Annotated in this window: 14 protein-coding genes and 1 tRNA gene; 3 read left to right on the top strand and 12 right to left on the bottom strand. The window is 64.5% G+C overall.

The genetic code is table 11. The features are described from left to right. Positions 1–9 precede the first annotated feature (9 nt). The 11 genes from queE to def form a co-directional block, all read right to left on the bottom strand. The gene (queE, locus tag F6X37_RS16780) at positions 10–642 is read right to left on the bottom strand and encodes a 7-carboxy-7-deazaguanine synthase (protein ID WP_187612104.1); all 633 of its coding nucleotides are present in this window, start codon (positions 640–642) and stop codon (positions 10–12) included. A gap of 64 nt (positions 643–706) precedes the next feature. Then, positions 707–1,438 (bottom strand): 7-cyano-7-deazaguanine synthase QueC, encoded by a 732-nt coding sequence (gene queC, locus F6X37_RS16785; protein ID WP_090802235.1) that lies wholly within the window; start codon positions 1,436–1,438, stop codon positions 707–709. Between the two features lie 395 nt (positions 1,439–1,833). Beyond that, positions 1,834–1,909 (bottom strand) — tRNA-Phe (locus F6X37_RS16790). A 93-nt stretch (positions 1,910–2,002) separates the two neighbouring features. Further along, on the bottom strand, positions 2,003–2,692 hold the full coding sequence (esaR, locus tag F6X37_RS16795) for a response regulator transcription factor EsaR (protein ID WP_184051110.1): 690 nt from the start codon (positions 2,690–2,692) through the stop codon (positions 2,003–2,005). Further along, the gene (locus F6X37_RS16800; protein WP_187612105.1) at positions 2,693–5,119 is read right to left on the bottom strand and encodes a sensor histidine kinase; all 2,427 of its coding nucleotides are present in this window, start codon (positions 5,117–5,119) and stop codon (positions 2,693–2,695) included. After that, a complete protein-coding gene (locus tag F6X37_RS16805) occupies positions 5,109–5,708 on the bottom strand; it encodes a DUF4390 domain-containing protein (protein WP_090802240.1) in 600 nt (199 codons plus the stop codon). The genes F6X37_RS16800 and F6X37_RS16805 overlap by 11 nt, the downstream gene beginning before the upstream one ends. After that, the gene (gene rsmB / locus F6X37_RS16810) at positions 5,705–7,144 is read right to left on the bottom strand and encodes a 16S rRNA (cytosine(967)-C(5))-methyltransferase RsmB (RefSeq protein ID WP_187612106.1); all 1,440 of its coding nucleotides are present in this window, start codon (positions 7,142–7,144) and stop codon (positions 5,705–5,707) included. The genes F6X37_RS16805 and rsmB overlap by 4 nt, the downstream gene beginning before the upstream one ends. Before the next feature lie 199 nt (positions 7,145–7,343). Next, a complete protein-coding gene (gene htpX / locus F6X37_RS16815) occupies positions 7,344–8,201 on the bottom strand; it encodes a zinc metalloprotease HtpX (RefSeq protein WP_187612107.1) in 858 nt (285 codons plus the stop codon). A gap of 105 nt (positions 8,202–8,306) precedes the next feature. Continuing rightward, on the bottom strand, positions 8,307–8,948 hold the full coding sequence (locus tag F6X37_RS16820) for a LysE family translocator (RefSeq protein ID WP_090802243.1): 642 nt from the start codon (positions 8,946–8,948) through the stop codon (positions 8,307–8,309). A gap of 116 nt (positions 8,949–9,064) precedes the next feature. Then, on the bottom strand, positions 9,065–10,060 hold the full coding sequence (fmt, locus tag F6X37_RS16825; protein ID WP_187612108.1) for a methionyl-tRNA formyltransferase: 996 nt from the start codon (positions 10,058–10,060) through the stop codon (positions 9,065–9,067). A 30-nt stretch (positions 10,061–10,090) separates the two neighbouring features. Further along, on the bottom strand, positions 10,091–10,594 hold the full coding sequence (def, locus tag F6X37_RS16830) for a peptide deformylase (protein WP_090805503.1): 504 nt from the start codon (positions 10,592–10,594) through the stop codon (positions 10,091–10,093). Positions 10,595–10,870: 276 nt separating this feature from the next. Between def and dprA the strand changes: the two genes are divergently transcribed. The 3 genes from dprA to F6X37_RS16845 all read left to right on the top strand — a co-directional run bounded on the left by dprA (position 10,871) and on the right by F6X37_RS16845 (position 15,554). Further along, on the top strand, positions 10,871–12,100 hold the full coding sequence (gene dprA, locus F6X37_RS16835) for a DNA-processing protein DprA (protein WP_187612109.1): 1,230 nt from the start codon (positions 10,871–10,873) through the stop codon (positions 12,098–12,100). 101 nt (positions 12,101–12,201) lie between these two features. Next, complete coding sequence (locus tag F6X37_RS16840; protein WP_018418960.1) at positions 12,202–12,579, top strand: thioredoxin family protein; 378 nt, start codon at positions 12,202–12,204, stop codon at positions 12,577–12,579. A 308-nt stretch (positions 12,580–12,887) separates the two neighbouring features. Continuing rightward, positions 12,888–15,554 (top strand): DNA topoisomerase III, encoded by a 2,667-nt coding sequence (locus F6X37_RS16845; RefSeq protein ID WP_187612110.1) that lies wholly within the window; start codon positions 12,888–12,890, stop codon positions 15,552–15,554. Positions 15,555–15,742: 188 nt separating this feature from the next. On the opposite strand, the gene F6X37_RS16850 is transcribed toward F6X37_RS16845, so the two are convergent. Then, positions 15,743–16,849 (bottom strand): LysR family transcriptional regulator, encoded by a 1,107-nt coding sequence (locus F6X37_RS16850; protein ID WP_090802249.1) that lies wholly within the window; start codon positions 16,847–16,849, stop codon positions 15,743–15,745. Between the last annotated feature and the right edge of the window lie 51 nt (positions 16,850–16,900).

A 16,900-nucleotide genomic window follows, 5' to 3' on the forward strand; every position in this document is an offset into this window, starting at 1 on the left:
CACGGCAAATCAGGGAATGTTCAGATACTTGTGAGTCTGCATCGACAGGCGCCACTGCGGATGACGTTTGCACCAGTCGATCGCGAGCTTCGTGTTGATGTCGCGCGACGGGCCGTCCATCGGCTGGACGAGGAAATACTCGAAGTCGAGCTTGGCGTAGTCGTCGAGGCGCTGCTTGTCCTGCGGGATCACGACTTTCAGTTCGTTGCCCTTCGTCACGACGAGCGGCGCGTCGGCCTTCGGGCTCACGCAGATCCAGTCGATCGTGTCGAGCACCGGCAGCGAGCCGTTGGTCTCGATCGCGATCTCGAAGCCGGCCGCGTGCAGCGCGTCGACGAGCGGCTGATCGAGCTGCAGCATCGGCTCGCCGCCGGTGCACACGACGAAGCGTTCGCCCTCGCCTTGCGGCCATTGCGACGCGATCATCGCGACCAGTTCGTCAGGTGTGCGGTACTTGCCGCCGTTCTCGCCGTCGGTGCCGACGAAGTCGGTGTCGCAGAAACGGCAGACGGCGTCCGCGCGATCCTCTTCGCGGCCCGACCACAGATTGCAGCCCGCGAAACGGCAGAACACGGCCGGCCGCCCGGCATTCGCGCCCTCGCCCTGCAACGTGTAGAAAATTTCCTTGACCGCGTACGTCATGCTGCTTTCTGTCCTGTGTTCCTGAATCAATGATGCTCAATGATGGGCGCTCTCGCGCGAGCCGTCAGACTGGCTCGGTGACTTTTTCGCCGGCGAGGTAGGCCTCATAGCCACGTTTGCGCAACCGGCATGCCGGGCATTCGCCGCAGCCGAAGCCCCATGAGTGCAACTCGGCCCGTTCGCCGACGTAGCAGGTATGCGTCTCGACGCGCACCAGTTCCACCAATGCGTCGCCGCCGAGCGCGCGCGCGAGGCGCCACGTGTCGGCCTTGTCGAGCCACATCAGCGGCGTCTCCAGCGCGAAACGCGCGTCCATGCCGAGATTCAGCGCGACCTGCAGCGCCTTCATCGTGTCGTCGCGGCAATCGGGGTAGCCCGAGAAGTCCGTCTCGCACATCCCGCCGACCAGCACCTGCAAACCGCGCCGATACGCGATGGCCGCGGCGATCGTCATGAACATCAGATTGCGGCCCGGCACGAACGTGTTCGGCAACCCATTGGCCGTGGCTTCGATTTCGATCTCGCGCGTCATCGCGGTGTCGCTGATCGCGCCGAGCAGCGACAGGTCGATCGTGTGATCGTCGCCGAGACGATCGGCCCAGGCCGGAAACGCACGCACGACGGCCTGGCGGAATCCTTCGCGGCATTCGAGTTCGACACGATGACGCTGACCATAATCGAAGCCGACCGTTTCGACCGTGTCGTAACGGTCGAGCGCCCACGCGAGACACGTGGCGGAATCCTGGCCGCCGGAAAACAGCACGAGCGCGCTACGCTTAGCGTCTTTGCGGATCACCGTGATACTCCGTGAATGAGAGTGCCACGTCGCGCTGCGCGAGGCGCGCCATGCAAGCAACGCGGCGCGACGTGTGCCGGCACTGTGCCGGCCCAAAGCAGTATAGGTCGCGCGTTGCGCGGGAACGTGACTGGGCGCTTATACCGCCGATCGTCGGGCGAAGGATTGGGTGCTTCGGTGCGACATGCTCGGCACTGCATTCGCGCGGTGCACGACCGCGTCCGACGCCTGCATGCAAGTCCTTGAACTGGCGCGATTTTATCACGCGACACCGAATGTCGCCGACGCCAGCTGTCCCACGCGCGCGGCTTCAACTGCATGGCAAGCCGAAGTGACGACTTGTCCGCCAAACGGAAAAGCCCCAGGGAATCTTGCGATTTCCTGGGGCTGAATCCTGGTGGCCTGGGGCGGAATCGAACCACCGACACGCGGATTTTCAATCCGCTGCTCTACCAACTGAGCTACCGGGCCAACGAAGAACGAAACTATATCAAGCGATCCGCAGTTCAGCAAGCCCTTTCATAAATAATCTGCCGGGCCGCGTTCGCATGCAACACGTGGCGCTCACTCCCCTTTGTTCTTGCCGAGATCGACGCCGAGTTGCTTCAGCTTGCGATAAAGATGCGTGCGCTCGAGACCGGTCTTCTCCGCGACACGCGTCATGCTGCCGTTCTCGCGCGCGAGGTGATATTCGAAGTACGCGCGCTCGAACGCATCGCGCGCATCGCGCAGCGGAATGTCGAACGAGATCGACGCGGTTTGCGCGACGAGCGTGCCGCCGCCGACGCCATCGGACGACAGTATCGGCAACGCGGCCGCCGACGCGACTGACGATGCGCTGACCGGCAACGCCGGCTTCGCAGCCACGCCGCCAGGCACGGCCGCCGCGTTACCACGCGCGAGTCCCTGCTCTACCGCCTTTAGTAGCTTCTGCAACGCGATCGGCTTTTCGAGGAAGTTGAGCGCGCCGATCTTGGTGGCCTCGACCGCGGTGTCGATCGTCGCGTGACCGGACATCATGATCACGGGCATCGTCAATTGACCTTGCGCGGCCCATTCCTTGAGCAGCGTCACGCCGTCGGTGTCCGGCATCCAGATGTCGAGCAGCACGAGGTCCGGCGCCTGACGCAGACGGAACTCGCGCGCCTCCTGCGCGTTTTCAGCGGCCTCCACGACGTGTCCCTCGTCGCTGAGGATCTCCGAGAGCAGTTCCCGGATGCCCATTTCATCATCTACCACCAGGATGGTTGCCATTTACGCTGCCCTTGTCTGCACTGTTGCTTTTGTCGTTCCCTGCGACGCGCCGCCGTGCGCCGGATGGGCACCCGAACCAGGTGCACCCGGCTGCGCGGAGTCGTCCGCCAGTTGAAGGAAGAGAATCGAAATCTGCGCGCCTTCGATCACGTCGCCGGCCTTCATGCGATTGCGAATGTCGATGCGCGCGCCATGTTCGTCGACGATCTTCTTGACCATCGCAAGTCCCAGACCCGTACCCTTGGCCTTGGTCGTCACGTACGGCTCGAACGCGCGCGTGAGGATACGCGCGGGGAAGCCTGGTCCGTTGTCCGACACTGTCAGACGGACCGCGACGCGCGCCTTGCCTTGCGCGTCGGGGTCTCCGTATTCTACTGTCCTCGTCTCGAGCAAAACACGCGGATGCGCGACTTCGGCGACCGCGTCCTGCGCGTTCTGCAGCAGGTTGTGGATCACCTGACGCAACTGCGTCGCGTCGCCGCGTATCGCGGGCAAGGCCGCCAGCTCGACCTGGATCGCGCCCTTGCCTTCTTCGATACCGTACAGCGTGAGCACCTCGCTGACCAGACCATTCAATTGCAGATGCGCGAGTACCGCGGGCGGTGTGCGCGCGTAGTCGCGGAAATCGTCGACCATCTGCTTCATCGCGGCGACCTGATTGACGATCGTCGTCGCGCCGCGCTTCAGCACGTCCGCATCCGACGGCGCGAGCTTGTCGGCGAGCTTCATCTGCAATCGTTCGGCCGACAGTTGAATCGGCGTGAGCGGATTCTTGATCTCGTGCGCGAGGCGCCGCGCGACTTCGCCCCATGCGATCGAACGCTGCGCGGAGATCACGTCGGAGATGTCGTCGAACACGATCACGTAGCCCGCGGTCTGCATGCCTTCAGCGTCGCGCTCGTTCGCCGCGAGGAGGCGCGCGCCGCGCACGAGCAGCGTGAGCGGCTCGGTTTCGCCGGGCACCGGCACCGAGAACTGCTGCTGCCAATGGCCGTTGTCGTCATGGCCGTCTTCACTCGCCGCTTCGCGATCGGCGAATGCCTTGCGCACAATCGCGCCGAATTCGCCGAGCACGCCGATCTGATCGAGCGACGAGCCGAGCGCCGTCTGGAACGGCTGACGGAAAATCCGCTCGGCGCCTCGATTCGCGGTGGTCAGCCGGAATTGCCGGTCGAACACGAACACACCCGCGGTCAGGTTCGCGAGGATGCTCTCGAGATACGCCTTCGAATGCTCGAGCGCGATACGATTTTTCTCGACCGCCCCGCGCGCTTCCGACAACTGCCGCGTCATCGCATTGAACGACTGCGTGAGGAAACCGAGTTCGTCGCGCGACTTGATCTCGCGCTTTGGCGTGTAGTCGCCCTCGGTAATTTCCTTCGTGCCCTGCGCGAGCAGGAATAGCGGCCGCGCGAGCTGATTGCCGAGCGCCAGCGCGAGCATCATCGCGATGAAGGTCGCGAGAAACAGCGACAGGGTCAGCGTGCCGATGTACATCTTGCGCAGGCCGGTGCGGCCGAGCGCCTTCTCCTGATACTCGCGATACGCGCGCTGCACCGAGTCGGCATTGCGCGCGAGTGTCGTCGAGACCGGCTGCGTCAGTTGCAGGAAGCGCTCGGCGGGCTGCAATAGCGACGCGTTGGCATCGGGAATACGCTGCACCACGCGCAGACGCAGCGCTCCCTTGCCGCCGTGCGCATTCGGATCGCCGTCCACTTCGCCTTCGATCGCCGCATAGCCGTGGCCACGCGCCTGCTCGATCATCAGCGGTGTCGGCAGATCGTTCGGCAGCAGCATCGCGTAGTTGCCGGACGCCTGCGCGACCACGTGCATGTCCGGCGTCGCGCCAGACATGCTGCGGGTCGGCTCGACGATCGTCGCGTCCTGCACACCGAACTGGTCGCGCAAACGCAGCAGCGTCAACGTGGTGCCGGCCGCATCCGCGCTCGCGAGCTGCTCGGACATCAGACGCGCCTTCGTCTGCAGATCGGACAGCGACGCGTCGAGCATGCCGCGCCCGAGGTTGAGGCCGGACGCGAGCGCGGTTTCGACGTTCACGTCGAACCACGACTCGATGCTGCGCGACACGAACTGATACGACACGATGTAGATGATGCCGCCCGGCACCACACCGACCAGCGCCATGAAGAACGCGAGCTTCGCGAGCAGCCGTGTGCCGAATTTGCCCGTGCGTAGTCGCACGATGATGATGACGACGAGCGTCGCCACCACCAGCAGAAAGATCAACGCGACCGCGACGTTGGCCGCATACAGCCACTGGTAATAGCGGTCGAAGAATTCGGTGTTCGCGCTGGCCGCGGCCAGCAACACGAGCAGCAACACGGCCGTCACCGCGACCGTCGACACGAGCACGCGCACGACGATGCTGCTGACACTGGTGGAAGATGAGCGCACTTTATTTAGCACGATCGGCGGCCGTGAAAGTGAAGCGCTTCCAATCGGAGGCGAGGTTCCAGTCGCGGTTGTTCACCGCGTCGATCTGGAACGGCTTGGGCATCAGCCCGATGTCGAGTTGCATGCGCACGGACGCGTTATAGGTTTCACCGACCCGCACCTGATTGCGGTCGATCACGTGCCACGACGTCACGTGTTTGATCACCGCGAGCGCATCGTTGAGCGTGGAAAAGCCGAGCTGCAAGCCGCCCGACTGCACGCTCGACACGCGATATTCGCGCGTGAGTGGCTGGAACGACAGCCGCAAACTTTGCGACACGCTGACCGGCTGCTCGTCGAACCAGTACCAGCGCGGCCGGCTCAGTTCGAAATCGGTCGTGAAATAAAGCGGAATGCCTTTGTTGACCGCGTCTTCGAGATTGCTGTTCAGCTCGAATTCGAAATGCGCGTCGAGACTCCAGCCGCCGTTGTCGGCCTGCAGCGACGCCCGCTGCACCGCGATCGAGTCAGCGTGCGCCGCGCCCGGCGCTGCAAGCCAGACGGCCAGCGCGATCCAGAGCACGGCAGCGAGCCGAAGCGGGAAGAAGCGTTTTATGGTCACCGTTTCTGAAAGCGCGCGTAGAAAAATCCGTCGTGGTCTGAGTTCGTGCCGGCGCTGAATTCAGCGGGTCGTCCAGCATGAGAACCGGCCGATGGGTCGGCGGGCGCGCGGGCAACTGAGGGTAAAAGCTGCCCCGGCGCGTCCAATCGTACCGCATCCTGGTGCTGGTTTCCAAACCACTGTGCCTGCAACTCGCCCTCTTCGGGGAAGATCGAACAGGTGACGTAAAGCAACTCGCCGCCCGGTTTCACGAGCGGCCACAGCGCGTCGAGAATGCGGCGCTGTTCGGCGACGAGCGCGGCGATATCGGACTGACGACGCAGCCAGCGAATATCCGGATGACGCCGCACGATGCCCGACGCCGAGCACGGCACGTCGGCGAGGATGCGGTCGAACGGCTGGTCGAGGTCGTCGTGCCATTGCGCGGGCTTGCCCGCGTCGCCGATGCGCACTTCCGCTTCGAGCTTCAGACGCCGCAGGTTTTCGCCGATGCGGCGCGCGCGAGACGCATCGCTTTCGAGCGCGACCACTTGAATGTTGGCGAGTTCGAGCAGATGCCCGGTCTTGCCGCCAGGGGCCGCGCATGCGTCGAGCACGCGCATGCCGTCGCGCACGCCGAGCAATTGCGCGGCGAGTTGCGCCCCTGCGTCCTGCACGGACACGACACCTTCGCTGAAGCCCGGAATGCGCTCGACCGGCATTGGCGTCGCGAGCGTGACCGCGTACTCGCCAGCCTTGCTTGCGGCGATCTGCTGGCGTTGCAGCACTTGCAGATAGGCGTCGACCGTCGAATGGCGCGCGTTCACGCGCAACGTCAGCGGACCTTGCGTGTTGCCGGCGGCCAGCACCGATTGCCACGCCTCGGGCCATGCGCGCTTCACCGCGTCGATCCACCAGGCCGGATAGTTCCAGCGCGCTACTTCATCGGCTTGCACCGAGGCGAGCAACGTGTCGCGCTCGCGCAAGAAGTTGCGCAGCACCGCGTTGACGAGCCCCTTCGCGAACGCGAACTCGCGACGCGCGCCAATCACCCTGACCGCCTGGTCGACGACCGTGAACGGCGTGTAGGCGGCGCTCGCTTCGTCGTCGACGAGCAGCGCGAGCGCGCACGCGAGCACATGCGCGACGTGCGGCGTAGGCGCCTTCTTCACCAGCTTCGCGATCAGCCACTCGGCGGTTGCGAGACGGCGCAGCGTGCGATAGGCGATATCCTGCACCGCGCCGCGCGCCGCTGCGGCGTTGTCCTCGGGCACCGCCACGAAAACGCTTTGCAGCGCCGCGGGCAAGGCCGCGCCGAGACGCACGGCGCCGACGGCCTGGGCCGCGCAATCGAGTGCGAACCCGAGCGATTCGGGCGACAGTTGCAGCGTCGACAAACGGGATTCGCGCGAACGCGCCGACGAGCAAGCAGAACGCGAAGAAGGCTTTGGAGTCATGAAGGGAGCAAGGGCAAGCCGCACGGTGCGCGCGGCGCAATCAGCGCACATTGTAGCGTGGCGCCGGTGGGGCGCTGCCATGCGTGGGTGGTGGCCGCAGACGCTGTCGTGCAGTGGCGACGAACGGTGTGAAAAAAAGCGGGCCTCGCGGGCCCGCTCTTCAGTACTTCAGGCTCGACGCGCCGAGCGACGCGGCGCCTCAGTCGAAGCGCCCGGTGCGCGCCATTTCCATCAAACGCGCGATGCGTTCCTCGGTCGCCGGGTGCGTCGAGAACAGACTCGCGATACCGCCGCCCGACAGCGGATTCATGATCATCATCTGCGCGGTGGCCGGATGCGCCTCGGCCATCGGGAACGGAATGCCGCTCGCATAGCGATGGATCTTGTCGAGCGCCGACGCCAGTGCCTGCGGGTCGCCCGAAATCTGCGCGCCGCCCCGGTCGGCTTCGAATTCGCGCGCACGCGAAATCGCCATCTGGATCAACGCCCCCGCAATCGGCGCGAGCAGCGCAACCGCGATGCTCGCGATCGGGTTGGCGGGACGGCCGTTTTCGTCGCGGCCGCCGAAGAACATCGCGAAGTTCGCCAACGCGGAAATCGCGCCGGCCATGGTCGCCGAAATCGTCGAGATCAGAATGTCGCGATGCTTCACGTGCGCGAGTTCGTGCGCCATTACGCCGCGCATTTCGCGCTCGGACAGTACGCGCAGAATGCCGGTGGTCGCCGCGACTGCCGCGTGCTCCGGGTTGCGGCCGGTGGCGAACGCGTTCGGCGCGTCTTCGTTGATCAGGTAGACGCGCGGCATCGGCAGGTTCGCGCGCGTGGCGAGATCGCGCACCATCCGATAGAACTGCGGCGCGCTGTTTTCGTCGACTTCCTGCGCGTTGTACATGCGCAGGACCATCTTGTCGGAGAACCAGTACGAGAAGAAATTCATCCCAAGGGCGATCACGAGCGCGACCATCATGCCGCGCGACCCGCCGATCATCCCGCCGATCACGATGAAAAGGGCCGTAATCGCGGCCATCAACATCGCGGTTTTCACCCAGTTAAACATGTCTGCAACTCCTTGCCCCGAGCGTGGCCTTCATCTCCGTGCCGCGCGATTGCGGCGCCAGATTGTAAGCAAAATGTTAGATATGGGCGGTGCGGGAAAATTCAATCATCGCGAGGCGCTCGCGAGTTTGATGCCCAGGCCGACGAACGCGCTGCCGACACCGCGATCGAGCCAGCGCTTGACCGCCGGTTTGCCCGAGAAACGCTGCGTGACGCTTCCCGCGATCCACGCGACGAAGCTGTTCCAGACCATGCTCATCAGCACGAAGACCGCGCCGAGCGTGAGAAACGCGAAGGTCTTGTGTTCGCTGCCCGTCGTGACGAATTGCGGGAAGAACGACACGAAGAACAGCACGACTTTCGGGTTCAGAACGTTGGTCCAGAAGCCTTGCAGGAACAACTGCCGCAGCGACTTCGGCGTGGACGACGCGCGCGCATCGCCGGCGGGCGCATCCGCGGCCGGCTTCGCGAAAATCAGGCGCACCCCCAGATAGATCAGATAAATCGCGCCGACGAATTTGACGATGGTGAACGCCGTAGCCGACGCGGCCAGCAGCGCGGTCAGTCCAAACGTGCAGGCAAGCGAGTGAATGCAGCAGCCCGCCGAAATGCCGAGCGCCGACATCAGCCCCGCGCCGCGGCCCTGGGCGACGCTGCGCCCGACGATATAAGCGGTATCCGGCCCCGGCGTGATGTTCAGGAGAAAAACCGCGACGATGAAAAACTCGAAATGGACGATGCCGAACATGTGATGCACCCTCGAAAACCTGGTCTGCTGCATGGAGGATTCTAACGCGCGTCGCGCTCGCGGCGGGCGCGGAGAACACCGGCCGAATGGACGATGCTCCGGCGTGCGAGACGCGCTTATTGCGCCTCGGGAAGCTGGAAGCGCTGGCCTGCGGCGAGCGGCGAGCCAGCAAGGAATTCGCGCACCGGCAGGCGCTTGCCGCCGGGCTTCTGCAATTGCGTCAGACGCAGTGCACCTTCGCCGCAAGCGACCAGCACGCCGTCGGGCGCAACCTCGACGATGGTGCCTGGCGCCTTGTTGCTGCCCGACGCCGGCGAGGCCACGGCGGTGGCGGCCCAGATCTTGACGGTGCTGCCGTCGTCGAGCGTACCGGCGCCGCCGGGGAACGGGTCGAACGCGCGCACCTGACGCGCAAGCGCCTCGGCCGGCCGGCGCCAGTCGAGCGCCGCTTCGTGCTTGGCGATTTTCTCGGCGTAGGTCACGCCGTCGGCCGGTTGCGGGATCGACGTCAGCTTGCCGCTGCGCTCGAGCTCGATCAGTGCGTCGACGATCAGTTGCGCGCCGTCCCCGGCGAGGCGGTCGTGCAGCGTGGCGGTGGTGTCGTCGGCGGAGATGGGGGTGCGTACTTCGGAAATCATCGCGCCGGTGTCGAGACCAGCGTCCATCTGCATCAGCGTGATGCCGGTTTGCGCGTCGCCTGCCTCGATCGCGCGATGAATCGGCGCCGCGCCGCGCCAGCGTGGCAGCAGCGACGCGTGGATGTTGATGCAGCCGAAGCGCGGAATGTCGAGCACTTCCTGCGGCAGGATCAGTCCGTAGGCGGCGACAACCATCACGTCGTGCGGCGTCGCGCGCAGTTGCTCGATGCCGGCGGCGGCTTCCTGTGGATATTTGCCAGCGCGGCGCAGCGACGCGGGCTGCGCAACCGCGAGGCCGTGCTCCTGCGCGTAGCGCTTGACCGGACTCGCCTGCAGCTTCATGCCGCGACCCGCCGGCCGGTCCGGCTGCGTCAAGACGAGCGGCACGGCAAACCCGGCGCCATGAATCGCGGCCAGCGCGGCCGCGGCGAATTCCGGTGTGCCGGCAAAGATGACGCGCAACGAATGACTCATGAATCGGGCGGTAGGCAAGTTGAAAGCGCGTTACATCGCGTGGGCGAGCTTCTTCATCTTGCTCTTGATGCGCGTTTGCTTCAGCGGCGACAGATACTCGACGAACACGTGGCCCATCAGGTGATCCATTTCGTGCTGAATGCACACGGCGAGCAGCCCCTCGCAATCGAGCTCGAACGTTTCGCCCTTCTCGTTGAGCGCACGCACGCGCACTTTCTCGGCACGCTCGACGTTGTCGTAGATCCCGGGCACCGACAGGCAGCCCTCTTCCGACAACTTCCTCTCATCGCTCGACCAGACGATTTCCGGATTGATGAACGCGAGCAGTTCGTCGTGCGTTTCCGACACGTCGATCACGATCACGCGTTCGTGCACGTCCACCTGGGTGGCCGCGAGGCCGACGCCGGGCGCCGCGTACATCGTTTCGGCCATGTCCGCGACGAGACGGCGGATACGGTCGTTGACCTCCGGGACTGGCTTCGCCACCTTGTGCAGCCGTTTGTCCGGGTAATTGAGGATGCTCAGTAAAGCCATGATTTCGAGTGTGATTTGAGACGCCGCCAACCGTTGGAGGCTCGCGTTGGCCATTTGGCCAGGTTGTGAGCCCGTCGTAATACGCAGAGGATAGATGATGTCGAACCGGTTCGATTCAACGCGCCTCGTGCGCCCGACGACGAACCCGCGCCGGTAAGCGCGGTGCCGCGATTGTTCGCGGCTCATTGCCGTTTATTTCCGCGTTTTTATTTCGGATGATGAAAATTTTAGCATGGCGCCCGCCTGCCCGCAGGCCCCGCCAGAGGAGCGACCCGCATGCAGAGCTTGCCCGCGACCCGTATCGAACTTGCCGCCTGGCTGCGGTTGTCACTTGCGCCGGGCCTAAAACCCGCGGCGTTGCGGCTGTTGCTGGGCGCATTCGGGCTGCCGCAGGCGCTGTTGGCGCAGTCGCCGGAGACGCTCGCGGAGGTCGCCGGTGACGCCGCGGCGCGCGCGGTGCTGGCGCCGCCGGGTCCAGCGTTCGACGGCCAGCTCGATGCGGTGCTCGCATGGCGCGAGCAGCCGGGCAACCAGATCGTCACGCTCGACGATCCCGCCTATCCGCCCGCGCTGCTGACGATCTCCGATCCGCCACCGCTCCTATATATAAAGGGCCGGCTTGATTTGCTGCATACGCGCGCGGTCGCGCTGGTAGGCAGCCGCAGCGCAACGCCGCAGGGCATCGAGGATGCGCGGCGGTTCGCGCGAGAACTGTCGGCGGCGGGCGTGACGGTCGTATCGGGGCTCGCACTCGGCATCGACGGCGCCGCGCATCGGGGCGGGTTGGAAGGTGTCGGCGGAACGGTCGCGGTGGTCGGCACCGGCGCGGACCTCGTCTATCCCGCCGCGCATCAAGCACTCGCGCGGCAGATCGAGGCGCAGGGTGCGATTCTCTCGGAGTGGCCGCTCGGCACGCCGGCACGCGCCGCCAACTTCCCACAGCGCAACCGGCTGATCGCTGGGCTGGTCAGCGGAGTCGTGATCGTCGAGGCGGCTATGCGTTCCGGTTCGCTGATTACCGCGCGGCTTGCCAACGAGATGGGGCGCGACGTGTTCGCGTTGCCCGGATCGATTTACGCGCCGTTGTCGCGCGGCTGTCATCGGATGATCAAGCAGGGAGCGCGGCTCGTGGAAACGCCTGACGAGGTGCTGGAGGAGCTCGGTTTTGCCCGCCGGCCGGCGGGCGATGCGAGACGCTCGGCGAAGCGGGCCGTGCCGCTGGAGCATGCGGGTTTGCACGTTTCGTCGGGTGGAACCGCTTTGCCCGCTACGACCGCAGCCTTCGCCGACTCACCGGCGTCCGGGCCGGCCCCGCAGCCGGCGCTCGCCCCTGACGCACAGCGTCTGCTCGCCGCGCTCGGCCATTCGCCGACCACGCTTGAAATTCTCGCCGCCCGTACCGAGATGGAGAACGCCGCCCTGCACGCCGCCTTGCTCCGGCTCGAACTCGCCGGCGAGGTCACGCTGCTGCCCGGCGGCCGCTTCATGCGAGCCCATCATGACTGAGCCGAGACTGACCGGCGTCAATGCAGATTGGCAACTTTTCGCGACCGGCCATGCTACATTCGCGCCAAAGCACCCGACAAAACACACAAGGAAATCACTTCATGCCCGCGCTGAACCTCGACACCGACCAGGACCGGATCGCCGAGCGCGTCAACGAACCCGACACGCTGTTCGTTGCATGCCTGTGCGCGGAGTGGTGCGGAACGTGCCGCGAGTACCGGGACTCCTTCAACCAACTGGCCGAGCGGCACCCCGAAGTCTGTTTCGCATGGATCGACATCGAAACTCATGCGGATCGGTTCGACGATCTGGACGTCGAGAATTTCCCGACCGTCCTGATCGAAGACTCGGTGACGACACGGTTTTTCGGTACGGTTTTGCCACAGGTGTCGATCGTCGAGCGGATGCTGTCGGATCTGACCGCGCTGCCCGGCGTAACCGGTGCGCCGAAGCTGCGACCGGCTCTGGCGGTCGCCTGAAGGCGGCCTCGCGCGCCGCCCGGTCAAACGGAAAGTCTCGCGACGCGCGGCTTGCGGCACAGGCCCCCGCCGATCATTTGGGACAGCATCGCGGCTGGCATCGCTGTCCGCACGCGGCGTTTGCCGCAGTTGATCAACCGCCGGACGCGCAATTATGATGACGCGCTTTTATGGCACTTGACCCGTTGGGTTCGCACCTTGTGCTATAAAGCGGTCGTTATTGGGTCGAAAGAGGTCTCAAGCGAGCGTCGCGCGCCATGTTGGCCCTCAAGGCCACCAACCCGGATCTACCAACCTCACATCGAGTCATGTCCAAAGCACTGATCATCGCCGAAAAGCCTTCTGTCGCGAACGACATCGCGCGCGCTTTGGGCGGCTTTACCAAGCATGACGAGTACTACGAAAGCGACGACTACGTCCTTTCGTCGGCAGTGGGCCACCTGCTGGAAATCGCCGCGCCCGACGACTACGAAGTCAAGCGCGGCAAGTGGAGCTTTGCCAATCTGCCCGTCATTCCTCCGCATTTCGATCTGAATCCGATCGCGAAGAGCGAGTCGCGCCTGAAGGTGCTGACCAGGCTGATGAAGCGTAAGGACATCGACCGTCTGATCAACGCATGCGACGCGGGGCGCGAGGGCGAACTGATTTTCCGCCTGATCGCGCAGCACGCGAAAGCCAAACAGCCGGTGCAACGGCTGTGGCTGCAGTCGATGACGGCCGGCTCGATCCGCGACGGTTTCGCGCGTCTGCGCAGCGACGAAGAGATGCAGCCGCTCGCCGACGCGGCGCGCTGCCGCTCGGAGGCGGACTGGCTCGTCGGCATCAACGGCACGCGCGCGATGACCGCGTTCAACAGCAAGGGCGGCGGCTTTTTCCTGACCACGGTCGGGCGCGTGCAGACGCCGACGCTATCGATCGTCGTCGAGCGCGAAGAGAAGATTCGACGCTTCGTGCCGCGCGACTACTGGGAAGTGAAGGCGGAGTTCGTCTGCGCGGGCGGCTTCTACGAAGGCCGCTGGTTCGATCCGAAATTCAAGCGCGACGAGTTCGATCCGGAGAAGCGCGATTCGCGCCTCTGGGCGTTGCCAGCGGCAGAGACGATTGTCGCGGCTTGCCGCGGCCAGCTCGGCACGGTGACCGAGGAGTCGAAACCGTCGACGCAGCTGTCGCCCGCGCTCTTCGACCTGACCAGTCTGCAGCGAGAAGCCAACGGCCGCTTCGGCTTTTCGGCGAAGAACACGCTGGGTCTCGCTCAGGCGCTGTACGAAAAGCACAAGGTTCTGACCTATCCGCGTACCGACGCGCGCGCGCTGCCGGAAGACTATCTGGACACGGTCAAGCAGACGCTCGGCATGCTCAAGGAGAGCAACAACTACCTGCCGTTCGCGAAGCAGGTGCTCGACAAGGGCTGGGTGAAACCGAACAAGCGCATCTTCGACAACTCGAAGATCAGCGACCACTTCGCAATCATCCCGACGCTGCAGGCGCCGAAGAATCTGTCCGAGCCGGAGCAGAAGCTCTACGACCTCGTCGTGAAGCGCTTCCTCGCCGTGTTCTTCCCTGCCGCCGAATCCCGAGTGACGACGCGTATCACCGAGGTGGTCGGCCACCACTTCAAGACCGAGGGCAAGGTGCTCGTCGAGCCGGGTTGGCTGCAGATCTACGGCCGTGAAACCAGCGGCGATGACGCGAACCTCGTGCCGGTGCAGAAGGACGAAAAGGTCAAGACCGACAAGATCGCCGCGCAGCAACTGATCACGAAGCCGCCCGCACGCTACAACGAAGCGACGCTGCTGTCGGCGATGGAAGGTGCGGGAAAACTGGTCGAAGACGACGAATTGCGCGAAGCGATGGCGGCCAAGGGGCTCGGCACGCCGGCAACGCGCGCGGCGATCATCGAAGGTCTGCTCACCGAAAAGTACCTGATCCGCGAAGGCCGTGATCTGATTCCGACCGCCAAGGCCTTCCAGCTGATGACGCTGCTGCGCGGCCTCGGCGTGAAGGAGCTGACTGCGCCGGAGCTAACCGGCGAATGGGAATACAAGCTGTCGCAGATGGAGCGCGGCAACCTGCCACGCGACGCGTTCATGCAGGAAATCGCGCGCATGACGCAGACTATCGTCAAGCGCGCGAAGGAATACGATTCCGACACGATCCCGGGCGATTACGCGACATTGCAGACACCTTGCCCGAATTGCGGTGGCCAGGTGAAGGAAAACTACCGGCGTTTCGCGTGCTCGAAGTGCGAGTTCTCGATCTCGAAGATTCCGGGCGGCCGTCAGTTCGAGATCGCCGAAGTCGAAGAACTGCTGCAGAACAAGACGATCGGGCCGCTGTCGGGCTTCCGCAGCAAGATGGGGCGGCCGTTCTCGGCGATCCTGAAACTGTCGCTCGACGACGAGATCAAGAATTACAAGCTCGAGTTCGACTTCGGCCAGGACGCGGCCGGCGAAGACGGCGAGCCGCCCGACTTCTCCGATCAGCAGCCGGTCGGCGCGTGTCCGAAGTGCCAAGGCCGCGTTTTCGAGCATGGCATGAGCTACGTCTGCGAAAACTCGGTGGCGAATCCGAAGTCGTGCGACTTCCGTTCCGGCAAGGTGATCCTGCAGCAGGAAATCGCCCGCGAGCAGATGGCCAAACTGCTCGAGGAGGGTCGCACCGATCTGCTGACGAACTTCAAGTCGTCGCGTACCGGCCGTAACTTCAAAGCTTTCCTCGTCAAGCAGAACGACGGCAAGATCGGCTTCGAATTCGAGAAGAAGGAGCCGGCGGCGGCGAAGACCGCAGCGGCGAAGACTTCGGGTGCTCGTTCCGCGGCCAAGGCGATGCCGGAAGCGGACGAAGGTGATACCGCGGTCGCCGTGAAGGCCGAGCCGGCGGAAAAGAAGGTGGCGGCGAAGAAGGCGCCCGCCGCCAAGACCGCGGCGGCCAAGAAGGCACCGGCGAAAAAGACCGCGGCGCGAAAAACCGGCTAGTAGGGCGAGATTCGGATCGGCAGCTCGCGGTGGTAGCAGGAATAGCTACATTAGCCGCCGCGGTCGGCGATCCGTGCACAGCCCGCGGTGTAGTCCGCATCTGTCCATGAAAAAAGGCGCAGTCACTTGAGGTGACTGCGCCTTTTTAATGCCGGTCCGCATCGCTGCGGGCTTCGACATTCAGAGATTTACAGCGGCGATAACGCCGTCGGGCGTGGACTGCGATTGGACGACTTCGTCATCGGCTTCGGCACGGCCGGCGACAGCTCGCTATCGAGAAGCCGCGACAGCGGCTCGGCGCCATCGAACGCTTCCGGTGCGCGCGACTCGGCAGTCTCGAACGCGGCCGACGTCGCCGGACGCTCCAGACCGTCCTTGATCCACTGCTCGCCGAGCACGCTGTTCGGCGTCTGGTTGAAGTGCTCGACCAGATGGTCGATGAACGTGCGCACCTTGGCCGGCAGGTGACGGCGGCTTGGGTACGCAATATTGATCTCGACCTGCGGCAAACGGTAATCGCCGAGCAAACGCACGAGCCGGCCGCGCGTCATGTCGCGACCGATCAGATAGCTCGGCAGAATCGCGGTGCCCATGCCGAGCAGCGCAAACTGTCTCAGCATCTCCGTGTTGTTCGCGACGATCACGTTCGACGGCCGCACGCGCACTTCGCCTTCCGGCCCCGTAAACACGCGTTCATCGCCCCAGTATTCGGATGGCAGGCTCAGGCACGGGTGCTCGAGCAGATGTTCGGGACGCGTCGGCATGCCATGCTTTTCCAGATAAGCCGGCGTCGCGCAGACGGTCATGCAGCCCGTGGTCAGACGCCGCGTAACGATACTCGCGCTGCGCATTTGCCGCGCGATCACGACGCCGACGTCGAAGCCCTCCTCGACGAGGTCCACCTGACGATCGACCAGCGTGACGTCGGGAATGACTTTTGGATAGCGCTCCGCGTACGTTTGCAGCACGGGCGCGAGGTTATGCAGCCCGAACACGACGGGCGCGACGATGCGTAGCGTGCCGACGGGTTCGTGATTGCGAGCGACCACCATCTGTTCGACGTCTTCCAGTTCGTCGAGAATCTGACGGGCGCGCTCGAGGTAGACCTGACCGGATTCGGTCAGCGACAAGCTGCGGGTCGTGCGATTGAGCAGCCGCGTACCAAGACGGCCCTCGAGGTCGGCAACGTGACGGGTGGCGACCGCGTTGGAAATATCCATGGCGCTCGCGGCGCGGGCAAAACTGCCGAGATCCGCCACCTTGACGAAAACTCGCATCGACTGCAAATGATCCATAGGACAACTCCCTGCCTTGTTACTGCTTCCTGACAATTGGTGAAAACCAGT

The sequence above is a fragment of the Paraburkholderia sp. 31.1 genome (genome assembly GCF_014397645.1).
In the GTDB taxonomy this organism is placed as follows: domain Bacteria; phylum Pseudomonadota; class Gammaproteobacteria; order Burkholderiales; family Burkholderiaceae; genus Paraburkholderia; species Paraburkholderia tuberum.

What these genes read in the sequence shown, in the direction of transcription:
- queE (WP_187612104.1), bottom strand. Translation starts at nt 642, where the DNA reads ATGACGTACGCGGTCAAGGAAATTTTCTACACGTTGCAGGGCGAGGGC.
- F6X37_RS16820 (WP_090802243.1), bottom strand. Translation starts at nt 8,948, where the DNA reads ATGTTCGGCATCGTCCATTTCGAGTTTTTCATCGTCGCGGTTTTTCTC.
- F6X37_RS16840 (WP_018418960.1), top strand. Translation starts at nt 12,202, where the DNA reads ATGCCCGCGCTGAACCTCGACACCGACCAGGACCGGATCGCCGAGCGC.
- def (WP_090805503.1), bottom strand. Translation starts at nt 10,594, where the DNA reads ATGGCTTTACTGAGCATCCTCAATTACCCGGACAAACGGCTGCACAAG.
- htpX (WP_187612107.1), bottom strand. Translation starts at nt 8,201, where the DNA reads ATGTTTAACTGGGTGAAAACCGCGATGTTGATGGCCGCGATTACGGCC.
- F6X37_RS16850 (WP_090802249.1), bottom strand. Translation starts at nt 16,849, where the DNA reads ATGGATCATTTGCAGTCGATGCGAGTTTTCGTCAAGGTGGCGGATCTC.
- F6X37_RS16845 (WP_187612110.1), top strand. Translation starts at nt 12,888, where the DNA reads ATGTCCAAAGCACTGATCATCGCCGAAAAGCCTTCTGTCGCGAACGAC.
- rsmB (WP_187612106.1), bottom strand. Translation starts at nt 7,144, where the DNA reads ATGACTCCAAAGCCTTCTTCGCGTTCTGCTTGCTCGTCGGCGCGTTCG.
- dprA (WP_187612109.1), top strand. Translation starts at nt 10,871, where the DNA reads ATGCAGAGCTTGCCCGCGACCCGTATCGAACTTGCCGCCTGGCTGCGG.
- esaR (WP_184051110.1), bottom strand. Translation starts at nt 2,692, where the DNA reads ATGGCAACCATCCTGGTGGTAGATGATGAAATGGGCATCCGGGAACTG.
- fmt (WP_187612108.1), bottom strand. Translation starts at nt 10,060, where the DNA reads ATGAGTCATTCGTTGCGCGTCATCTTTGCCGGCACACCGGAATTCGCC.